The sequence below is a fragment of the Megasphaera sp. NM10 genome (assembly GCF_000417505.1).
Classification (GTDB): Bacteria; Bacillota; Negativicutes; order Veillonellales; family Megasphaeraceae; genus Megasphaera; species Megasphaera intestinihominis.
The window spans coordinates 1-20,894 of sequence record NZ_APHY01000007.1; the positions used below are offsets into that span (position 1 = coordinate 1).

20 protein-coding genes, 4 tRNA genes and 1 riboswitch are annotated in these 20,894 nt (G+C 59.2%); of the genes, 1 reads left to right on the forward strand and 23 read right to left on the reverse strand.

What is annotated here, in order from left to right:
- Positions 1 to 25 precede the first annotated feature (25 nt).
- The 4 genes from NM10_RS01425 to NM10_RS01440 all read right to left on the reverse strand — a co-directional run bounded on the left by NM10_RS01425 (position 26) and on the right by NM10_RS01440 (position 360).
- A tRNA-Arg gene (locus tag NM10_RS01425) sits at positions 26 to 105 on the reverse strand.
- Positions 106 to 112: 7 nt separating this feature from the next.
- Positions 113 to 189: transfer RNA gene (locus NM10_RS01430), tRNA-Arg, on the reverse strand.
- 8 nt (positions 190 to 197) lie between these two features.
- Positions 198 to 271: transfer RNA gene (locus tag NM10_RS01435), tRNA-Gly, on the reverse strand.
- A gap of 12 nt (positions 272 to 283) precedes the next feature.
- Positions 284 to 360: transfer RNA gene (locus tag NM10_RS01440), tRNA-Pro, on the reverse strand.
- Positions 361 to 477: 117 nt separating this feature from the next.
- Here NM10_RS01440 and NM10_RS01445 point away from each other — a divergent pair.
- The gene (locus NM10_RS01445; protein ID WP_239639548.1) at positions 478 to 1,215 is read left to right on the forward strand and encodes a type I 3-dehydroquinate dehydratase; all 738 of its coding nucleotides are present in this window, start codon (positions 478 to 480) and stop codon (positions 1,213 to 1,215) included.
- A 199-nt stretch (positions 1,216 to 1,414) separates the two neighbouring features.
- Here the strand turns inward: NM10_RS01445 and gatB are convergent, their stop codons facing one another.
- From gatB to NM10_RS01540, 19 genes are all read right to left on the reverse strand, one after another.
- Positions 1,415 to 2,854, reverse strand: coding sequence for an Asp-tRNA(Asn)/Glu-tRNA(Gln) amidotransferase subunit GatB (gene gatB, locus NM10_RS01450; protein ID WP_020309846.1), 1,440 nt, complete (start codon positions 2,852 to 2,854; stop codon positions 1,415 to 1,417).
- Positions 2,854 to 4,311 (reverse strand): Asp-tRNA(Asn)/Glu-tRNA(Gln) amidotransferase subunit GatA, encoded by a 1,458-nt coding sequence (gene gatA / locus NM10_RS01455; RefSeq protein ID WP_020309847.1) that lies wholly within the window; start codon positions 4,309 to 4,311, stop codon positions 2,854 to 2,856. Before gatA ends, gatB begins: the two co-directional genes overlap by 1 nt.
- Positions 4,312 to 4,326: 15 nt before the next feature.
- A complete protein-coding gene (gene gatC, locus NM10_RS01460) occupies positions 4,327 to 4,617 on the reverse strand; it encodes an Asp-tRNA(Asn)/Glu-tRNA(Gln) amidotransferase subunit GatC (protein WP_014016522.1) in 291 nt (96 codons plus the stop codon).
- Between the two features lie 406 nt (positions 4,618 to 5,023).
- Complete coding sequence (locus tag NM10_RS01465; RefSeq protein WP_020309848.1) at positions 5,024 to 5,653, reverse strand: precorrin-8X methylmutase; 630 nt, start codon at positions 5,651 to 5,653, stop codon at positions 5,024 to 5,026.
- The gene (locus NM10_RS01470) at positions 5,643 to 7,049 is read right to left on the reverse strand and encodes a cobyrinate a,c-diamide synthase (RefSeq protein ID WP_071601819.1); all 1,407 of its coding nucleotides are present in this window, start codon (positions 7,047 to 7,049) and stop codon (positions 5,643 to 5,645) included. The genes NM10_RS01465 and NM10_RS01470 overlap by 11 nt, the downstream gene beginning before the upstream one ends.
- Before the next feature lie 309 nt (positions 7,050 to 7,358).
- A complete protein-coding gene (locus tag NM10_RS01475; RefSeq protein WP_020309850.1) occupies positions 7,359 to 8,579 on the reverse strand; it encodes a bifunctional cobalt-precorrin-7 (C(5))-methyltransferase/cobalt-precorrin-6B (C(15))-methyltransferase in 1,221 nt (406 codons plus the stop codon).
- 365 nt (positions 8,580 to 8,944) lie between these two features.
- The gene (gene cobK, locus NM10_RS01480) at positions 8,945 to 9,634 is read right to left on the reverse strand and encodes a precorrin-6A reductase (RefSeq protein ID WP_239639555.1); all 690 of its coding nucleotides are present in this window, start codon (positions 9,632 to 9,634) and stop codon (positions 8,945 to 8,947) included.
- On the reverse strand, positions 9,525 to 10,376 hold the full coding sequence (gene cobJ, locus NM10_RS01485; RefSeq protein ID WP_020309852.1) for a precorrin-3B C(17)-methyltransferase: 852 nt from the start codon (positions 10,374 to 10,376) through the stop codon (positions 9,525 to 9,527). The genes cobK and cobJ overlap by 110 nt, the downstream gene beginning before the upstream one ends.
- Before the next feature lie 13 nt (positions 10,377 to 10,389).
- Positions 10,390 to 11,436 (reverse strand): cobalt-precorrin 5A hydrolase, encoded by a 1,047-nt coding sequence (locus NM10_RS01490; protein WP_020309853.1) that lies wholly within the window; start codon positions 11,434 to 11,436, stop codon positions 10,390 to 10,392.
- Positions 11,433 to 12,233, reverse strand: a complete 801-nt coding sequence (gene cobM / locus NM10_RS01495) for a precorrin-4 C(11)-methyltransferase (RefSeq protein WP_020309854.1) — start codon at positions 12,231 to 12,233, stop codon at positions 11,433 to 11,435. The genes NM10_RS01490 and cobM overlap by 4 nt, the downstream gene beginning before the upstream one ends.
- Positions 12,230 to 13,366, reverse strand: coding sequence for a cobalt-precorrin-5B (C(1))-methyltransferase CbiD (gene cbiD, locus NM10_RS01500; RefSeq protein WP_020309855.1), 1,137 nt, complete (start codon positions 13,364 to 13,366; stop codon positions 12,230 to 12,232). Before cbiD ends, cobM begins: the two co-directional genes overlap by 4 nt.
- 119 nt (positions 13,367 to 13,485) lie before the next feature.
- Positions 13,486 to 14,262: an ABC transporter ATP-binding protein gene (locus NM10_RS01505; protein WP_020309856.1), complete on the reverse strand. Its 777-nt coding sequence runs from the start codon at positions 14,260 to 14,262 to the stop codon at positions 13,486 to 13,488.
- Between the two features lie 3 nt (positions 14,263 to 14,265).
- Positions 14,266 to 15,261 (reverse strand): FecCD family ABC transporter permease, encoded by a 996-nt coding sequence (locus NM10_RS01510; protein ID WP_020309857.1) that lies wholly within the window; start codon positions 15,259 to 15,261, stop codon positions 14,266 to 14,268.
- On the reverse strand, positions 15,254 to 16,210 hold the full coding sequence (locus NM10_RS01515) for an ABC transporter substrate-binding protein (protein WP_020309858.1): 957 nt from the start codon (positions 16,208 to 16,210) through the stop codon (positions 15,254 to 15,256). Before NM10_RS01515 ends, NM10_RS01510 begins: the two co-directional genes overlap by 8 nt.
- A gap of 14 nt (positions 16,211 to 16,224) precedes the next feature.
- The gene (locus tag NM10_RS01520) at positions 16,225 to 18,582 is read right to left on the reverse strand and encodes a TonB-dependent receptor plug domain-containing protein (protein WP_020309859.1); all 2,358 of its coding nucleotides are present in this window, start codon (positions 18,580 to 18,582) and stop codon (positions 16,225 to 16,227) included.
- On the reverse strand, positions 18,579 to 18,992 hold the full coding sequence (locus NM10_RS01525; protein ID WP_020309860.1) for an ExbD/TolR family protein: 414 nt from the start codon (positions 18,990 to 18,992) through the stop codon (positions 18,579 to 18,581). The genes NM10_RS01520 and NM10_RS01525 overlap by 4 nt, the downstream gene beginning before the upstream one ends.
- Before the next feature lie 2 nt (positions 18,993 to 18,994).
- A complete protein-coding gene (locus NM10_RS01530) occupies positions 18,995 to 19,609 on the reverse strand; it encodes a MotA/TolQ/ExbB proton channel family protein (RefSeq protein ID WP_020309861.1) in 615 nt (204 codons plus the stop codon).
- Positions 19,610 to 19,733: 124 nt separating this feature from the next.
- A riboswitch (cobalamin riboswitch) is annotated at positions 19,734 to 19,910 on the reverse strand.
- A gap of 34 nt (positions 19,911 to 19,944) precedes the next feature.
- Positions 19,945 to 20,394 carry a hypothetical protein gene (locus tag NM10_RS01535; protein ID WP_020309862.1) on the reverse strand — a complete coding sequence of 150 codons (450 nt, stop codon included), beginning with the start codon at positions 20,392 to 20,394 and terminating at the stop codon, positions 19,945 to 19,947.
- A complete protein-coding gene (locus NM10_RS01540; RefSeq protein ID WP_020309863.1) occupies positions 20,369 to 20,887 on the reverse strand; it encodes a PilN domain-containing protein in 519 nt (172 codons plus the stop codon). The genes NM10_RS01535 and NM10_RS01540 overlap by 26 nt, the downstream gene beginning before the upstream one ends.
- Positions 20,888 to 20,894: the final 7 nt, after the last annotated feature.

Here is a 20,894-nt window from a genome sequence, read left to right on the forward strand (position 1 = left end):
GTGCGGGTCCGTTTTCACTATTTTTTGGTGTCGCCTAGCAAGAAGGATTCGAACCTTCGCACCCGGTTCCGGAGACCGGTGCTCTATCCCCTGAGCTATAGGCGCAAGTAAGTGGTGACCCAGTAGGGATTCGAACCCTAGACCCACAGCTTAGAAGGCTGTTGCTCTATCCAGCTGAGCTACTGAGTCTCAAAAAATGGAGCGGGTGATGGGAATCGAACCCACATAACCAGCTTGGAAGGCTGGCGCTCTACCACTGAGCTACACCCGCATCGGTCGGTAATGGTCGGAGCAGCAGGATTTGAACCTGCGACCCCCTGGTCCCAAGCCAGGTGCGCTACCAAACTGCGCTATGCCCCGCCAACAAAAAACATTATACAAGAAACGAGATGATTTGTCAACGTTTTTTTATAGCCATTGCCAACAAGTCATATTCCGAGTACAATAAAGATAATACGACTTAGGAGGTAATAATATATGCCTAGTGCAATGAGTATTCATTTTGAATCGGACCATCCCTTCATCGCCGTTCCCTTGGAATGTGAAACTATCGAAGATTTGCAGGACCGAATCGACGAAATCTTAAAGAAACCTTACGATATGATTGCCTTTGATGCCGGCTGTTTCAACGGGACCATCAATTTGTCCCAGCTCTGGAACGCCCTGCTGTTCATTGCCCGTGATGCTGAACAGCCGTCGGTCCTCTTCTCGTGCGATAAGAGCAAGCTGCCGGAAATGTACCAGACCGACAACGACTACGCGACGATCCTACGCTTTGCCATCCGTTCGGCCCTCATCGACGCCGTCAAAATCGAAGGCAGCCTCGACGAAGATGACATCGACGACATCGCCGGTCAGGCCGTCGACCTGGGCAGTGTCCCCATCATCGTCATCCGCGCCGACCAGGGCGCCAAAGCCGACGAACTCGTCCAGAAGATGGAAAGCCGCTGGGACCTGGAAGCCAAGACCTTTGAACTGGCTGTCCCCGTCCAGACGAAAGAAGATATCCAGGCCCTGGAAGATGCAGCTAAAGCCTTCCACGAAGCCCATCACGACGCAACGGTCATCCCACATCCTATCGGCAAAATCGCCAAAGAAGCCATGCTCCAGGGCCAGACCTTCGGCGCGCCCCTGCTCTATACGACAGACGGTGAAGAAACGGAAACCCTGCCGACCAGCACGGCCATCCATAAACTGCTCCATCCGGAAGAATAATATAAAAAAGAGCTTGTCGCACGACGACAAGCTCTTTTAAGTTGTTAGTGGCTAGCAGTTAGTTGTTAGTGGATGGCTTTAAATTTAAAGTTTTTCTCTGAAAACTACAAAATCTGTACTACAAACTATAAAGAGAAAGGGACATCGCATGATGGCATAGGCCTTCATGCGATGTCCCTTTTTAGCTGCAAACTATCTTTTACTGTAAATTCTTGGTCAACAGCTGGTTGACGACGCCGGGGTTGGCCCGGCCTTTTGTTTCTTTCATGATCTGGCCGACGAGGAAGCCGATGGCTTTCTTCTTGCCGGCTTTATAGTCGGCGACGGACTGCGGGTTGGCAGCGATGACTTTTTTGACCATGTCTTCCAGGGCACCTGTATCGGTGATCTGGACCAGACCCTGTTCTTTGACGACGACGTCGGCTGCTTTGCCGGACTTCCACATTTCCGGCAGGACTTTCTTGGCGATCTTGCCGGAGATGGTCCCTTTAGCGATGAGTTTCAAGAGGCCAGCCAGGTCAGCCGGTTTGACTGGCGAAGCGGAAATGTCGATGTTTTCTTCGTTCAGTTTCTTGGCGAATTCGCCGAGCATCCAGTTGGCTGCTTCTTTGGCATCGACGCCTTCTTTGACGACGGCTTCAAAGTAATCGGCTGTCTGTTTTTCCAGGGTCAGCAAGTTGGCGTCGTATTCGGACAAGCCCAATTCATCCTGGAAGCGCTGGCAGCGGGCATCGGGCATTTCCGGCAGTTCCTGGCGGACCTGTTCGATGTATTCCGGCGACACTTCGATAGGAATGAGGTCCGGTTCCGGGAAGTAACGGTAATCGCTGTCCCCTTCTTTGACGCGCTGGAGGATGGTAATGCCCTTGGCTTCATCCCAGCCGCGCGTAGCCTGCTGGATCGTACCGCCTTCGTCGAGGATCTGAGCCTGGCGGACGGCTTCGTATTCAATCCCCTTCTGGACGGCGCTGAAGGAGTTGATGTTCTTGATTTCCGTCTTGGTCCCCAATTTATCCGAACCGACGGGACGGACGGAGATATTGGCGTCACAGCGCATACTGCCTTCTTCGAGGCGGCAGTCGGAAACGCCGAGGTACTGCATGATGGAGCGCAGTTTTTCCAGATACGCTCTGGCTTCGGCACCGCTGCGCAGTTCCGGTTCGCCGACGATTTCCAGGAGCGGTACGCCCGTACGGTTATAGTCGACGCTGGTCGAATCAGAGTTGGCAATGCTGCCGCCGCTGTGGACGAGCTTGCCTGCGTCTTCTTCCATATGGATACGGGTCAAATGGATGCGGCGCTGTTTGCCGTCGACGTCGATATCGATGTAGCCACCTTTGCAAATCGGCAGGTCGAACTGGGACGTCTGGAAGTTCTTCGGCAAATCGGGATAGTAGTAGTTCTTGCGGTCGAATTTGCTGAACGGCAGGATGTCGCAATGCAGGGCCAGGCCGGCTTTGACGGCATAATGCAATACTTCTTTATTGAGTACGGGCAGGACGCCGGGCAGGCCTAAGCAGACCGGGCAGACGTGGGTATTCGGTTCGGCGCCGAATTCCGTGCTGCAGCCGCAGAAAATCTTGGTTTTCGTTTTTAATTCGACATGGACTTCCAAGCCGATAACGGATTCGTATTTCATTAAAGTTCAACCTCCCCCATGGGCGACGGCTTGCGAAGGTCCGTCCGATTCTGTTCAAACGTATAGGCCACGCGAAGCAGCGTTGCTTCGTCCAGGGCCTTGCCGATGAGCTGCATGCCGATGGGCAGGCCGTTCTTATAGCCGCAGGGAATGCTGAGGCCCGGCAGGCCGGCCAGGTTCAACGTGACCGTGCAGACGTCGCCGAGGTACATAGCCAGCGGATTGTCGCTGTTCTGGCCGATTTTGAAGGCCGTATCCGGTGCCGTCGGCGTGAGCAGGACGTCGCATTTCTTCAGGGCTTCGTCGTAGTCCTGTTTGATCAGAGTACGGACTTTCATGGCCCGCAGATAATAAGCGTCGTAATAGCCCGAGCTGAGGACGTAGGTCCCGAGGAGGATACGGCGTTTGACTTCGTCGCCAAAGCCTTTCGTACGGGTCTTGATGTACATGTCGACGATATCCTTGCCGTCGACGCGCATGCCAAAGCCGACGCCGTCATAACGGGCCAGGTTGGAGCTGGCTTCGGCCGGCGCGATGATATAGTAAGCAGCGATGCCGTATTTCATGTGGGGCATGCTGACCGGTACGATTTCAGCACCGAGTTTCTTATACGTTTCGATAGCGTCTTCCAGGGCCTTGCGGCAGTCAGCATCGAGGCCTTCACCGAAGAATTCTTCCGGGACGCCGATTTTCATACCCTTGACGTCATTGACCAGGGCCTGTTTGTAATCTTTTTCAGCCTGGGGAATGGACGTCGAGTCCTTGGCATCGTGACCGGCGATGGCATTGAGGACGATGGCGCAGTCAGCTACGTCGTTGGTGAAAGTACCGATTTGGTCCAGAGACGACGCAAAGGCGATGAGGCCATAACGGGAAATGAGGCCGTATGTCGGTTTGAGGCCGACGACACCGCAGTACGAAGCCGGCTGACGGACGGATCCGCCTGTATCCGAACCGAGGGCCCAGACCGTTTCGCCCGAAGCGACAGCGGCAGCCGAACCGCCGGACGAACCACCGGGGACGCAATCGAGGTTCCACGGGTTATGAGTCAGCTGGAAAGCCGAGTTTTCTGTCGAACTGCCCATAGCGAATTCGTCCATATTGGTCTTGCCCAGGCTGACATAATCAGCAGCCATCAATTTTTCGATGACCGTCGCATTGTACGGCGATTTGAAATTTTCCAGCATCTTCGATGCACACGTAGCCTTCTGACCTTTGATGCAGATGTTGTCCTTGATGGCACCGGGAATCCCGGCGAGGTCACTGATGGCTTCACCGGCTGCGATTTTGGCATCGACAGCGGCAGCCGCTTCCAGGGCATAGTCGCGGTTATCCGATAAAAACGCCTGTACTTTCGGTTCTACTGTATCTTTATGTGCAAGAAAAGCCTTGGTCAATTCGACAGCCGATACGTCGCCGTTGACCAGTTTTTCATGCAGTTCATGGATGGTTAACATACATACGCCTCCCTGTTAATCCTGGATGACTTTCGGAACTTTGAAATAGCCATCAGCCTGTTCCGGCGCATTCTGAAGCGCTTTTTCATTGGCCAGCGACGGCTGGGGAACGTCGTCGCGCATGACGTTGGACATGGATACGGCATGGGCCGTCGGCTTGACATCGGTCACATCGACTTGGCTCAAGAGATCCATGTACGATAAAATGTCGTTCAGCTGTTTCCCGACCGTTTCCATCTGGTCTTCCTTGACTTCCAGGCGGGACAACAGTGCGATCTTCTTTATTTCTTCGGCACTGATTTTCATACTGACACTCCTTGCAGATATTTTTAGCGTGACAAATCGGAATCATTTGTCAAAATTCAACACATATATAATTTAATCACCTTTTGCCATATTTTGCAAGCCTCATCGCCTGTATGCGATACCGCAGGGGCCGTCCCAGAGCCTTTCTGCCCCATCCGATGCAGGACGATTGCCCGAACGGATAGCAGCGGCGGGCGGCCCGCTACGTGCTGAGGGTTTCCCCAAGCATCGTTGTTACTTTGAGTTTGTCGCGGCGGAATGCCGCATCTGAGTCCGAGGAAAAAGCCGTGGCTCGTGGTTCGTGGCTCGTGGTTCGTGGCTCGTAAAAATCCACCATTATACCAGAATGGGCTATGATGGAATCTCACAGCGGGCTGCCCTGTGGGACGCCCAGAGGGCGTCCCACCTATTCTCTCGTCAGGCGGTAGATGAGGGCATTGCAGATGGCGGCGGCGATGGTGCTGCCCCCTTTTCGGCCTTTGGCGACGATGTAGGGAATGCCGGCTTCCATGATGACTTCTTTGGCATAGACGACGTTGACGAAACCGACAGGGACGCCGATGATCAGGGCCGGCCGCATCTTCCCGGCATCGATGAGTTCCCGCAGGCGCAGGAGGGCTGTCGGGGCATTGCCGACGGCGACGATGACCGGCCCTTCGAGGGCTGCGGCTTTATCCATGGAAGCCTGGGCCCGCGTCGTCCCCTGCGCTTTAGCAGCGGCAGCTACGTCTTCATCGGCCATGAAGCAGACTTTGCGGCAGCCCAGTTTTTTTAGACCCGGCTGGCTGATACCCATGCAGGCCATGTTGGTATCGGTCACGATGGTGCAGCCGCCTTTCAGGGCCGTCAAGGCCTGATCGACGGCGCCAGGGCTGAAACGCAGGTTGCGGACATAGTCAAAGTCGGCACTGGTGTGGACGACGCGCTTGATGATATCCTTTTCGTCTGGCGGCAGGATGATGTCGCCTAATTCGTCTTCAATGATTTCCATGCTGCGCCGTTCGATATCGGCTGGTAAAATGTGTTCAATTTTCATGAGTTCCTTCCTTTCGATGGATGCAGGCTGCGACGAAGCGGGCGGCCCAGTCCCTTTTCCCCAGGAAATGGATGTGGGGATAGCCGCCGATGAAGTGGTCGTTCGCCATGATGCAGGGCCAATGGCGCTGGCTCCCGGCCTTATAAGCCGTAAAATCATGGCCGTTGTCCGTGCTGTCTGAATAGTGGAATTCGTGGGCCGTCACGGTGTCGCCAGCGCAGCAGAGCAGATTGTCTTTTTCAGCCTTCAGGGTGACGTAACCGAAACGCTTCAGGGACGAGGTCATGAAGGTTTCGCCAGGTACGGCGCCGACCCAGGGCCACAGGCGGTCCTGGCTGTCGCGAAAGGCCTGATGGAGATACATGAATCCCCCACATTCGGCGATGCACGGCAGCCGGGCGTCCAAGGCACGGCGAAGGGATGCACGCATCGACGCGTTCTGGCTCAAGGCCTGGGCATACAGTTCGGGATAGCCGCCGCCGAGATAGAGACCGTCACAAGGCGGCAGTTCCCCGTCGTGGAGGGGACTGAAAAAGACCAGGTCCGCGCCGGCCTGCTGCAGGACCTGGAGGCTGTCTTCATAATAGAAACAGAAGGCTTCGTCCCGGGCGATGGCCAGGACGGCCCGGCCAGGATCGGGATGAAAGGCCGGACTGCCAGACCCGGTCAAAGGCGCTGCCTGGCGGGCACAAGCCAGGAGTTCATCAATGGCGATAGTCTTTTCGGCCTGGGCGGCCAAAGCGGCCATTTTCCCTTGGAGGTCAGTAATTTCATCGGCTGTGACCAGTCCCAGATGGCGGCTGGAAAAAGTGCAGTCCGGCATATCCGGGAAGCAGCCCAGGGCTTTCAGGCCCGATGCCTTTTCCCAGGCCCCTTTGAAATGCTCATAGACCATGGGCTTGATGCGGTTGACGATGAAGCCGACGACGTGGCTGTCAGCCCGGAAAGCAGCCATTCCCTGCAAGACGGCTGCCAGCGACAGGCCGGCACCGCGGCCGTCGACGACGAGGACGACCGGCGTATCTGTCGCTGCGGCCAATTCATAGGCGCTGGCCTCCGAACCCGTGCCGACGCCGTCGTAGTAGCCCATGGCCCCTTCCAAAATGGCTACATCAGCCGCAGCACCATGGCACAGCAGCGTCTCCCGGGCAGCTGCGGCGCCCGGCTCGTGGCGGCCGAGGAGAAAGAGGTCCAGATTATACGACGGCGTATCCAGGACCCGGCGGTGGAACATGGGGTCGATATAATCAGGACCACTCTTGAAAGCAGCCGGCGACAGGCCGCGGTCCTTGAGGGCCTGTAACAAAGCGCAGACCACCGTCGTCTTGCCGCTGCCGCTGCTGGGAGCTGCCAAAAGCAGCCGTGGAACCGGCGTTCCTTGTATAGATGAGGGCATGAGGATCTCCTTTCGTGAATGTAAAGTCGTTCATCGTAGGTCGTTCATCGTTCATCGAAAAAGCAAAGACCCCGGCAGGCCGCAGGTCACTTTGTAGGGGCCGTCCTAAGCCTTTTTGGCCCGTCAGGTGCCGACCAGCGAGAGGCGCAAGACGGTTGCCAAAACGGACAGCTGTGGCTAGGCGGCCCGCCTTCGCAGTTCGCAACAAGGCTCCCCTGAGAAGGGGAGCTGGCAGCATAGCCGACTGAGGAGTTCTTCCAGCAAAGGCCCCTTGCAAGGTGGCAGAAACCTTTGTGCGACAGTCTGGGTCTAAGCTTCCCCTGCGTCCTGACGGACAGCTGTCATGATATATACCGGGTTCTGGGCCATCATGAGATGATGCTGGCCGACTCGTTTGCTGCGGGCCGCGCTGACCTGGGTGATGTCCAGCTGGTATCCGTTACGGGCGGCGTAATAAGCGGTGACGGCGGCCAGGGTTTCCAGGCTGATGGCCGTAATGACCATGCGGCAGGCTTCATTCTTGTCATACAGGTCATCGAGGATGGATGCCAGATTGCCTTTGGTCCCGCCAATGAAGGCGTAATCCGGTGCGATGTCCAAGGTTTTCAAGGTCTGGCTGGCATCGCCGGCGACGACGGTGACGTTAGTCAGGCCGAAATGGCCGATATTCTGCTGCAATACAGTCAGGGCCTCTTCATTGATTTCAAAGGCATAGACGTGGCCAAAAGGAGCCTGCAAGGCCAGTTCGACCGTGCACGAACCAGTACCGGCCCCGATGTCACAGACGACGGCGTCTGCTTCCGGAGCCAGTTTGGACAGGACGACGCTGCGGATTTCCTGCTTGGTCATGGGCGCTTTGCCGCGCAGGAAGGCTTCATCGGGCAGACCGTGGACGGGCCGCACCCAGGGCCGGGCCTTTTCGTTTTCTACCATCATGACGGCCAGGGAATCGGCGGGACGGTCGGTGAAATCGGCAGCCGTCCCGCGGAGGATGTTTTCATTGTCATAAGATAAGTCGCAGCCAATGGCTACGGACACCATATCCAGGCCGGCCTGGCAGAGTTCCCGGCACAAGGCGGCCGGTGAATCGGACCCGCCTGTCAGGACGAAGACTTTCCGATGCTGGCGGACGGCGGCGACGAGGGATTCCCGGCGGCCATGGCGGCTGACGATAAAGGCGTCGTTCCACGTCGTCTGCAAGGCGGCCGCAAAGTAGACGAGGCTGCTGATACCGGCGATGCGGGTCACCGTGCAGCCAGGGATGTCCGTGAGCAAGGCGGCCAGGCTGAAAAAGCCGACGTCGCCGGACACGAGGATGGCCATGGGCCCTTCCTCATCGGACAAAGAAGCGGCAAGCTGACAAATATCGTCACGCCGGTACGTCGCGACCAGGCGCTTCCCGGAAGCCGCAAAAGGCGCCAGCATCCGCTTGTCGCCGACGAGGATGGGCGAAGCCTCTATGGCCGCTTTGGCCTGCCCCGTCAACAAAGCCGGATTGCCGGGCCCTGTGCCGATAATATATACGTGCATGGTATGTCTCCTTTCATGGGCGCCCGCAGGTCGCAGTCCGCTCGGACTCAGATGCCGCGGTGCGGCAACAGTTTCAAACGGACAACATCACTTCGAGTAACCCTCGCTCGCAAAAATTTCCCGAACGGGGCTATTTTTCGCGAACTGCGTCTTCCCTATTTGCCTGAATAGATATGTGTAAAAAGCAACCTCTCAGTCAGCTGCGCTGACAGCTCCCCTATGAGGGGAGCCTTGCTCTTAAACCTCCCCTCATAGGCCTTTTTTAGCCCGTCAGGTGCTGACCGTAGGGAAGCGCAGGGCAGTTGCCAAAACGGAGAGCTGAGCTGGAGGTGGCTCAAAGAGCCGGAGAGGTTGCTTTCTTGTCATTACTCTCCCTGTTCGATGACGATGACCGTGGCACCTGTTTGTCTGGCAGCTTCTAATTTTTCCTGAAAGCCGCCGGTGTGGCCGGAGTTCTTGGTGACGACGTAGTGAGCGCCGGTCTGGCGGAACATGGCCGCATTGAGTTCGGTCGTGAAGGGGCCCTGCATACAAATCACGTGGGCCGGCAGGTAGCCTAGATCCAGGGCCCGGTCCAACGACGGACGGACGGGCAGGATGCGGGCGTAGATGCGCTGGGCATAATCGGGAATCTGGGCAAAGGAATCCAAGTCCTTACTGCCTGTCGTCAAGAAGATGGGCCCCGTCGTGTGGTTCAGGACTTCGACAGCTTCGCCGACGGAATGGACGGCGATGCAGCCAACCTGGTCCTCATAGCGGCCGCGCCGGCGCTGGATGCGGCGGTACGGGACGCCGACGGCAGCACAGGCCTGGCGGATATTGGCCGTCACGACTGTCGCATAGGGATGGGTCGCATCGATGACCTGAGCGATAGCCTGTTCCCGGAGAAAGGTTTCCATCTCCCCTTCGTCCATGCGGCCGGTCACGACGGTCACGAAAGGGCTTTCAGGCACTAACGAAGCGCCGTAATCGGTGGCGACGGACACGTAAGCCCGGATATGACAGCAGTCGGCATAATGGGCTAGTTTCCGCCCTTCTGTCGTGCCGCCGGCAATCCATACGGGGCTCCTCATAAGTGATATCCCCGCGGTGTGACCAGTTTGCCATGGATGTTCCGGGTCTGGCTGTTGCCGATGAAGACCGTACAGAACATATCCAGGCGCATCTTGCGCAGTTCGCCCAGGTCAGGACCGTCACTTCCTGGCCTTCGCGGCCGATATTGCGGACGATGCCGGCCGGCGTATCGGCTGGCTGATGGCGCAAGATGATGTCACAGGCCTTTTCCAGATAGTCTGCCCGCTTCTTGCTGGCCGGATTGTACAGGCAGATGACGAAGTCGCCGGCAGCGGCACAGTCGAGGCGGTTGGCGATTTTTTCCCACGGCGTCAGCAAATCGCTGAGGGAAATGAGGCACGTATCGGCGACCAGCGGCGCACCGAGCAGGGCCGCACCGGCGCTGGCAGCGGTCACGCCGGGAATGACGACGATGTCGACGTCGTCATCGGCAGCCACTTCGTGCATGATGCCGGCCATGCCGTAAATCCCGGCATCGCCGCTGGACACGATGGCCACGGTCTGCCCCTGCTTGGCCCGGTCCCGGACCATGCGGCAGCGTTCGACTTCTTTGGTCATGCCCGTCGTGACGAATTCTTTATCAGGAAAATAATGACGTATCAAATCAATATAGGTGTCGTAACCGACGATGCAGTCGCAGCCATCGAGGATTTCCCGGGCCTGCAGGGTCATGCCCTGCAGGGAACCCGGTCCAATGCCGACGACATAAATACGATGTTTCATAACCTTTCTCCTTTCAACATGCAAACCGGACCTGGTAGCGTTCGCAGGCTACGGCTACGGTGATGCCGCGGCGGCTCTGTTTGGTGACGATGAGGGTCCCTTGATGGCTGGCCAGGACGGCAGCCCGTTCGCAGACGTTATCCGTGCCGACAGTCTGTTTGACGAAATCGGACGCCGTAAAGTCGCCTGGCACGGCATTGAGTTCATCGGCCGTAAAGAAGTGCAGCGGCCATTGCTGGGCCTTGGCAAAGGCCAAGAGACCGGTTTCATCCTGCTTGACGTCGATGGAGCTGACGTCGGCAATGGCGTCGGGCGACAAGTTGGCCCGCTGTAGGACGGCATTGACCCAATAAGCGATGTCTTTGGCCGGCGTACCCTTGCGGCAGCCGATGCCGATGTGGACGATGACCGGCCGGGCGACGACAGTCGTGCGGAACACGGGCACGTGGGCTTTGGTCGTGATCACCAGGCCGGCGTCGCCATGGAAGGCATAGACCAGGCCCGGCGGCAGCGGCCCCTGCAGGGGGAAATCGCTGTACACGCCGGCAGCGCCCTTTTCCAGTATGGCAGCGGCAAAGGCCTTGGCATCGTTCAGGGACGACAGGCGCAGGCCCTGGCGGGCCGCCCATTCATCGACGGCGAACAAGGCGTTGACATCGGTCGCCGTCGTCACGACGGCCTGGCCTTCCAGTTCTGCAGCCAGACGGCGGGCGATGGCATTGGCGCCGCCGATATGACCGGACAGGATGGGGATGACGAACTGGCCCTTCTCGTCGATGACCAGGACGGCCGGGTCCAGGTCTTTATGGCGGATAAAGGGCGCAATAGTGCGGACGGCAATGCCTGCGGCGCCGATGAAGACGACCAGCCGGGCCGCTTCAAAAGCCCGGGCCTCTTCATCGTGGAGATTGGGTGTAAACGGCAGGACCCCTTCCTGGACGACAGCGAATTTCTTCAGCGACGCCTGGCGGACGTCCCAGCCGCCTCCCCGCAAGCAGGCAGCGACGCGGCAGCCCAGGGCCGTCCCGGCCTGGGTAAAGGACAGGACGACGGCTTTCATGGTTCCGTCTCCTGACCGATGTGGTCGCCGTACTGCTGGTCCTCCGGCGCCGCCTGGCGGCAGCCGTGGGTAAAGGCCGGATGATACAAAAGGCTGCGGTCATAAGCCGGCCCCAGCACCTTGCCGACGACGATGAGAGCCGTCTTGGAAATGGCATGGCGCCGGGCCGTTTCAGCCAGGGTGCCGACCGTGCAGGTATAAGTCTGTTCTTCTGGCCATGATGCTTTGTAGACGATGGCTGCCGGCGTATCTGCCGCATAGCCGCCGCGCAGGAGTTCGGCCTGGAGGCCGTCCAAGAGGGATGCGCTGAGGAAAATGACCATCGTCGCCTGATGAGCGGCGTAATCGGCGATTTTCTGCTTATCCGGCACGGGCGTCCGCCCTTCCATGCGGGTGATGATGACCGACTGGCTGATGCCCGGCAGGGTATATTCGGCCTGGAGGGACGCGGCAGCGGCACAGAAGGAGCTGACACCGGGTACGACGTCATAGGCGATGCCCTTCTGGGCGAGGATGTCCATCTGCTCGCGGATGGCGCCATAGACTGATGGATCGCCCGTATGCAGGCGGACGGTCATCCAGCCCTGGCCCTCCCCTTCTTCCATGGCCGCCACGACGGCTTCCAACGTCATGCCGGCGCTGTCGAGGATGCGGCAGCCTTCTTTGGCACAGGCCAGCAGCTGTGGGTTGACCAGGGAGCCGGCGTAAATAATCTGGTCCGCTGTTTCCAGTAATTTCTGGCCGCGGACGGTAATGAGGTCGACAGCACCGGGACCGGCGCCGACAAAGTGTATCATCGTAGTTCCCCCTTCGTATGCAATGCAAGAAATTCTTTGGCCCGCGACGTCAGGCCCAGGACGCCGTAGGCATTGGAAAAGACGACGGCCGCCGTCGGGATTTCACCATGGGTCCGCTGGTCCATATAGGCCTCGATTTTCTCACAGACTGCGGCCATGACCGGTTCCAGCAGGTTTTGTTCCTTCAGCAGGCGCACGGCTTCATCCGTCGTCAGGCTGTCGTAAATCTGACGGGCCAGCTGCCGTGAGGCACCGGCAAAGACGGCTTCCAGGGCCAGGAGGGTCGTGCGGCCGTCGGCATAATGGGAATGGGTATTCATGATGCCTTGGGCGACTTTGACCAATTTGCCGATATGGCCGATGACCAGGACGTCGGAAAAGCCTTTGTAGGCGGCATAATCAAGGGTTTCGCCGACATAGTTGCTGATGGTCACGCGCTGGCTGACGTCGACGCCCAGATGGTCGCGGCTGAAATCGACGCCGTAATTGCCGAAAAAGGCCAATAAATGGGTCTGGCCGGCAGCGCGGCGGGAATCCATTTCCGTATGGATCGTATCGACCAGGGCCTGTTCACTCATAGGGTCGACGATGCCCGACGTCCCCAGGACGGACAGGCCGCCGACGATGCCCAGGCGCGGGTTGAAGGTCTTCTGGGCCAGGCGCTGGCCCTCGGGGATGGACAAGTTCAGGCGCAGGCCGCCCGTATAGCCGCACTGCCGGCAAGCCGCTTGCAGGGCTTCGGTAATCATGCGGCGCGGCACGGGGTTGATGGCCCAATCGCCGACGGCACAGGCCAGGCCGGGCTGGGTCACGCGGCCGACGCCGATGCCGCCGACAATGGACAGGCCGGACGGCGTCTTTTCGACGGTCCCGCAGACCAGCATGCCGTCAGTGATATCCGGGTCGTCGCCACTGTCCTTGCGGATGGCGCACGTCGCCGACTGGGGACCGAAAGAGACGTCTTCCGGGATGAGCTGGAGGACCGTCCCCTGCGGCGTCTGCAAGGATATGGCTTCGACGCGGCGCCCGGTCAGGACCATGATGGCCGCCGCCTTGGCCGCCGCGGCCGCACAGGACCCGGTCGTATAGCCGCAGCGCATTTTCTTCCCTTCTTTGACCGTGAATAGTGACATGGTATATTTCTCCTTTTATCGTTTTTCGTTCATCGTTCGTCGTGATGGATGGTTATTTTTTTAAACCTTACGTCAAATGATGAACGTATTTAACAAAACTTCACTGATAATCTGACGTGTCATTGCAACACAACGATGGCCGAACGGCCGTCACTGGTGGTGACGATGTCGGTCCGGACGGAAAAGACGTCCCAAAGCCGTTCCGGTGTGAGGACGGCCTGGGGTGGTCCCGTACAGACCAGGGCTCCGTCTTTCATGATGACGACTTCGTCGGCATATTGCCAGGCCTGATTCATGTCGTGCAGGACGACGACGATGGTCTTCTGCCAGCCCTCATTGATGCGGCGCAGGAGGTCGAGGATGCGCAGCTGGTGGTGCACATCGAGATACGTCGTCGGTTCGTCCAGCAAGAGTATGGGCGCATCCTGGGCCAGCAAGACGGCCAGCCAGGCCCGCTGCTGTTCGCCGCCAGAGAGGTGCTGCATGACCTCGCCAGCATAGGCTTCGAGGCCGACGGCCTGGATGGCCCGGTCGACGGCGTCCCGGTCTTCCCGGCTCCGGCCGCTCCAGAGACGGCGGTAAGGAAAGCGCCCCATGCCGACTAAGTCGCGGACGGTCACATCAGGCGGCACGTCATGGGTCTGGGTCAGGAAGGCCATTTCCCGCGACAAGGCCTTACGGGAAAAATCATGGACCTCGCGCTGACCCAGGCGGATAGAGCCGCTGGCTGCGGGAATCATGCAGTTCACGGCCTTGAGGAAGGTGCTCTTGCCGCAGCCGTTGGGGCCGATGATGGCTGTCACCTTCCCTTTGGGCAGGGCTACGCTGAAATTATGGAGGATGGTCCGCCGACCGCGCCGGACGACGAGGTGCTGGACGGTAATGGCATCAGCCATGGCTCACACTTCCTTCCGCAGGAGAAATAAGAAAAAGGGCGCCCCTATAAAGGCCATGATGATGCCTACGGGCAATTCGGCCGGTGCCAGGATGAGCCGGGCCGCCGTATCGCTCAAGGTCACAGTCGCCACGCCGAAGATGGCCGAACCAGGGATGATGTAGCGGTAATCGGACCCGACCAGGAGGCGCACGATATGTGGCACGATGAGGCCGACGAAGCCCAGCAGACCGGCAACGCTGACAGCGCTGGCAGCCAGCAGGGCGGCGACGGCCGACAGGCCCAGGCGGGCGCCTTCGACAGACAGGCCCAGGCTGCGGGCCATATCATCGCCGAGCTGGAGCAGGTTGAGATAATAGGCGCCGACAGCTGATAAAGCCAGGCCGATGACCGTATACGGTGCGATGGCCGTCACGTCTTTCCAGCTGCTGGCCGCCAGGCCGCCGACCATCCACAGCAGGGCTCCGTGGACGCGGTCGCTGTAAAAGATGAGGATGCCCGAAATGATGGCCCCCAGAAAGGCCGACACGGCGACGCCGGCCAGGATGATGCGGACAGGCACGATGCCGTCTTTCCAGGCCAGGAGGTAAATGACGGCGGCTGCGGCCATGGCGCCGATGAAGGCTACAGGCGTCATCCAGAAGAGATAAGCCGGCCAGACGATGAGGACGACGATACCGGCCAGGCCGGCGCCGGCTGAAATGCCGATGATATGCGGGTCGGCCAGGGGATTGCGCATGACGGCCTGGAGGATGGCACCGGACAAGGCCAGGTTAGCCCCGACCAGGGCTCCTGTCAGCGTCCGGGGCAGGCGGATATTCCAGATGATCTGATCCGCCGTCCGGGCCGACGGCTGCCAGAGGATCTGCAGGACATCGGCCGGCGTAATGGCGGCAACGCCCTGCATGACCGACAGCAGGCAGCCTCCCAGGGCCAGGAGGACAAAGACAGCCAGCATGAGCCAGCGCCAGCGGGTCCGATAGCAGCCTTCCCTATTCATGAGCCGACTCCGGATAGACGAGCCGGGCCATATAGGCTACGGCCTTGGGGTAGTCCAGGCCCGGATTGAGGAGGAAGTATTTTTCCGGCAGGACATAGACCTGGCCCGCCTTGACGGCCGTCAGGGCGGCCCAGGCCGGATTGCCCTGGATATCTTCGCGGATGCGTTTTTCAATCTTATCGGACGACCCCATGGAGGTCAGGAAAATGACATCCGGGTCGGCCTGGACCAGGCTTTCCATACTGTAGGGGATGCGCGTCGTCTGGCCGTCGCCAGCGGCATCGGCAGCGATATTCTTCAAGTGCAGGAGATCCGCCATGTCGCCGGCAATACTCGACGGCAATTCGGCCGATACGGAACTGGGTGTCACGTGGAGGATGGCGACCCGTTTCCCCTGGACCGGTACGGCATCGGTAACAGCATGGACGGCCTGGTCCAGTTCGTCTTCCTTGGCCTTGGCTGCCTCTTCTTTGCCATAGACCTTGCCGATGACCTCAAGGTTGCGCTTAACGTCGTCATAGGTCTTGGTCTTGAGGACCAGGACCGGGATGTGGCTCTCTTCCAACTGGGCCGCCAATTTTTCGTGGTGGTCAGCGCTGGCAATGACTAAATCGGGCTGGCAGGCCAGGACCTTTTCCAGGCTCACGTTGTAGACAGGTCCGACGTCCGGCACATGCTGATATTTTTCCGGCAGCGATGCATCTTCGGCTTTGACCGTCGCCCGGCCGGCCAGGTCGCCGTCGACGGCAGCGGCGAAGTTGAGGAGCGATGTCGACAAGACGACGACGCGCTGCGGTTTCTGAGCCAGAGTGACGACCGTTCCCCGGTCATCGGTCACGACGGCATAGGCCCCGGACGAGCCGCTGCTTTGGCTAGCGTCGTTCTGAGGCGCACAGCCCGTAAGCAGGACCAGACAAAAAGCGACGATGAGCAGACAAATTTTTTTCACCGTAAAGGCACCTCCTAAAACTTTCTCTTTACGCCGACCTGCCAGTTGCGCCCGGCAGACGGATAATTATGGTACAAATCATAAGCCTCGTCGTTGAGATTGTTGACTTTGGCATACACGATCGTCGCCGCATCAGGCGAATACGACGCGCCGACATTCCAGACGACGTAGGAATTATTGCGGTAATACGTATCGTTGCGCCCGGTCCCGGCGGTCATATCGGCATTGGCCTGCCATTTGCCGTTGTGATAATGGACACCGGCATGATAGCCGTTGGGCTGATTATAGGTCGTATCGAAGGCCAGGCCTTCCCCTTTGTCCACTTTCGTGCGGATGTAGGAATAACCTGCTTCATAGTCCCATTTATCGTTGACTTTCTGCTTCCACGTCAGCTCGAAGCCTCGCTTGTCTTCTTCATCGAGGTTCTCTACTTCGTGGTATGTCGGATTTGATCGGTCCCAGCGGATGACGTGCTGCAAGTTGCTGTGGAAGATGCTGCCTTCGATGTTCGTCTTGGGACCAGCCTGATACTGGAAGCCCAAAGTCTGGGTATAGCCTTCTTCGGGCTGGAGATTTTCGTTGCCCTGCGACGTAATCCCGCGGGACGTCGTCACATAGAACTGGTCGTTCAGGCGGGGCGGCGAAAAGACGCGGCTCCACGAGGCGTAGACGTTGAAGGCGTCATTGGCCTTGTAATTCATGGCCAGGCGCGGCGTCTGGTGCGTCCCAAAAGTGCTATTCCGGTCCCAGCGCAGACCCGGCGTGACCGTGAATTTGCCGAACGTCAGGGCATCTTCGGCATAGAAAGCCTGATTATGACGTTTTTTGTCGATATAATGGGCTTCATAATTGGTCCCCATATCTTCCGTCCATTCGGCACCGGCCGTCAGATGCTGGTGCGGGCCGAGCTGCCAGTTATCCCGCCACTCCAAGCCCTGGGTGCGGGTGAAATAATGATTGGACCAGTACGTCCGCTGGTAATCGTTGAAATAGCGCAAAAAGCCTGGCTGAGCCGTTTCTTTCTTGAAATGATAGGTCACACTGTAGTCGTTGATCAGGCGGTCGATAGGCTTATTGGCCGTCAGGTACCAGCCCGCCGGGTCGGCTTTATACGTCGAACCGTGGCCGTGATAATCTTGATGATAGGCCTTCACGGTCAGGGACGTATGGTCCGTCAGGTCCTGGTCCAGCCGCAAGGATAAGGACTTCCTGGCAATATCGCCGCGGGAATGGTCCGTATTGGCTCCGTGAGGAAAGGCATAGTATGCCCGCTGCTCCAGGTCGCCGCTGACGAGCCAGCTCGTCGCGCCAGCCCGGCCGCTGTGGGTCAGGGTATAGCCGTGCATCCCCCAGGAACCGGTGTAGGCATAGAGGGAAGATTCGCGGCGGTCCCCCTTCTTGGTAACGATATTGATGACGCCGCCGACAGCGCCGCTGCCGTAGCGCACGGAGCCGCTGCCCTTAGTGACTTCGATGTGGTCGATAGCCCCGACACCGGGCAGGCTGGTCAAATCGACGCTGCCCCGGCCATAGCCGGAGCCCTGGGCATTGGCCAGACTCTGACCGTCGACGAGGATCAGGACCCGGTCGTCACCATTGAGCTTGACATAAGAAGAGATGCCAGGCACCATTTCATTGACGGTCACGCCGGTGACGCGCTGCAAGGCCTGCTGGACCGTCGTATCGTGATGGCTTTCCATATCCTTGGCCGTAATGACTGTCGTGTTGGACTGATTGGGTGGGATGGTTGGTGTAGGTGGTTGCATCTTTGCTTCCGATAACTTTACAGGTAGTTTTTCCCGAATGGCATCGAGGACGTCGGCGACGGCATCGGGTACGTGCAGATTCCCGGCCGGCGCGGCGGCCTCATCCTTTCCCGGCCCGGCAGCCCAGCCGCGGCCGCCGGCTGCTGAACCCGTATGGCCGCTGAGACGTTCTGTCCCAGCCTGGGCCGACGGCTGGGAGCCCTTTGCCGCACCCTTTACAGAGGGCTCCCCTTTGCCGCTTTCCGTCTTGGCTGCATAAGTCATCCCATCGGCACCGGCTTCATCCGGATCAGGCGACGCAACATCGGAGGCTGCCACAGCCCTGTCCGAAGATTCCGGGGATTCCGGTCCTTCCGGTCCCCTATCACGGCCATCCGGCTGAGAAACACGGCCCTCATCCGTATCGGTGCCAGCCGCGTCGTGACCGCCGGCACCGGCCAGGTCGTCGGCGTTATAGACCATGACGCCGGTTACGCCGTCCTGGCGGGTGTAATGATGGATCAGCGTGAAAAAACCGCCAGCTGCCAGGGCCAGATAGACGGCGACGTGGAGCGATACGGAAACGCCGGCAGCGACGCGGCCCCGTCGTTTTTCCCAGGGCTTCATGGCTGGCCTCCCTTGTCGGCGGCCAGGCCGATGTGGGCGATACCGGCCCGCTTGAAGGCATCGAGGACGTCGGCGACCTGACCGTAATCGAGGCCCCGGTCGGCGCAGAGGACGACGCTGAAAGCGCTGTCCTGACGCTGCTGGTCCCGAGCCGAAGCCAGGAGCTCATCGGCCTTGACGGGCTGTCCGTTGAGCCACAGGGACCCATCGGCCTTCAAGGTCACGACGTACTGGGCCGACGGCTGGGCCTGGGCGGCCGAAGCCCGCGGCAGCTGGACGCCGAGGCTGTGCAAATCGACCATGGACAAGGAGGTCATCATGAAGAAGACCAGCAAAAAGAACATGATGTCGATCATGGGGATGATCATAATCGACGGCTGTTCAAAATCGCGAATATTACGGAGGCGCATGGTCACTGCCCCGCTTTCACAGGCATCGTTTCCAATGCGGAAAAACACATTTCCATATCCGTAATGATGCGGTCCAGGCGCTGGGTGAAATAAGAATGGACGGCCAGGGCCAGGATGGCGACGCAGAGGCCGAAAGCCGTGGCGATGAGCGCTTCGCCGACGCCGCCGGTAATGGCCACGGCCTGGCCGGACTGGACATTGAGGATGCTGAAAGAGCGGATCATGCCGCTGATCGTCCCCAAGAGGCCCAGGAGCGGCGCCATGGTGACGATGACGCTCAGATAGTAGAGACGGCGGCGCAGTTTGGCCACGAAGATGCCCGACTGCATTTCGACGAAGGCCTTGACGTCAGGACCTGCCTGATGCTGAAAGACATCCTGCAAAATGAGGGGCAGGCCGCCGCGGCCGTCCATGGCCAAGCGCTGGGCCTGGTCGTAGCGCCGCAGCTTCATCTGCGTGTAGAATTGTTCGGCAAAGGCTTTCCCGGCGTCCATGTCTCCATAGAAAATCGCCCGTTCGATGCCAATGTAGCCGACGAAGAGAGAACAGGCCAGGAGCAGGTACATGACCGACCCGCCTGCCTGAAATAACTGAAAACCCTGTAAAATCGCTTCCAAAATACCCTCCTGTCCGGCCTGCTGACGTGTCGAATGAAGGTACAAAATCAAAAGGAGCCGTCTTGTAGCGACAGCTCCCTTACGTATCTTTTTTACAATCTCCTTCCTATCGCTCGCAGGTCTATCGGTGATTATCCGTCAGGCAGTTCTTCTGGCTTGGCTTCCTGGCCATGGCTGCGCCTTCCCATACTTCGTACAGTGACATCGTTGCAGCCTGGCTCCACCCTACAGCGGCGGGACCGCGCCGGCATTGGACCGGCTTCTCTATTGAGTCTATGACACCTGACCTATTTCAAACTTACAAACATAACTATATCATGCCCAGCGCCAGACTGTCAATGAAGGGCTGCCCCGGCCTTTCCGTCCGGTGAGACCTCGACAGTGACGACGCTGCCCCCTTCGCCCCGTTCCCAGCGGAGGATCTGGCAGGTCCCCAGGGGACAGGCAGCGGGCCAGTCGTTGAGCCAGGCCAGGAGGTCGGCAAAGGTCCCGGTCAGGACCAGCGTCTGCCGACTCCCTTCGCGGACGGACTGCTGCCACGACAAGAGCTGGACGTTCCGGGCCGCCAGGGAGGCCGCCACATCAGGGCCGGCATCAGGCTTTGCTGCCTCCCGCTTCTCCTGGGGCCGGGCCCGATGGGCATACGGGGCCAGCTGACGGTGGACGCCCTGCCAGCCCTGCCAGGTGTGATACGATGAGATGGCAAAGCAGGCGGCTATGGCAGCCAGCACGGCGAGGACGGGAAAGGCCCGCTGCCAGTCAGCCCTTCTTCGCCAGGCCTTCATGACGGCTCACCTCCAGGGAAAAAGGGATCCCCTCGCCCCGGTCGGGCTGCATCTTGGCCACGGCGGCCTGGCCCATGCCCTGCTGCTGCAAGGTCCGCTGCCACTGCTGAGGCCGGTCCGCAGCGGACGCCCGGCCTTGGATGACGACCCGGCCGGCCTGACTGCTCACGGTTTCCACGACGAGCCCGTCGGGTTTGGACGAAGCCAGGGCCACCATCAGGTACGGCGTCAGCAGCGGGCCGTCGGACGGCCCTTTCTTGGCGCGGTCGGCCAGGGCCTGGCTGCGCCGGATGGCATCATTGCGCTGCTGTATCTGCTGCTGCACGGGATAGAGATAGTCTGTATAATAGGCCTTTTCCCGTTGGATCTGATACTGAAAAAAGAGGCCTGCCCCGGCACAGACAGCCAGCATCAGCCCCAGGGCCAGACAGGCCGGCCGCTGCCAGCGGCGATGGTCCTGGCGGTAGCTGGCCGGTACGAGGTTGCATTTCATGATTCTC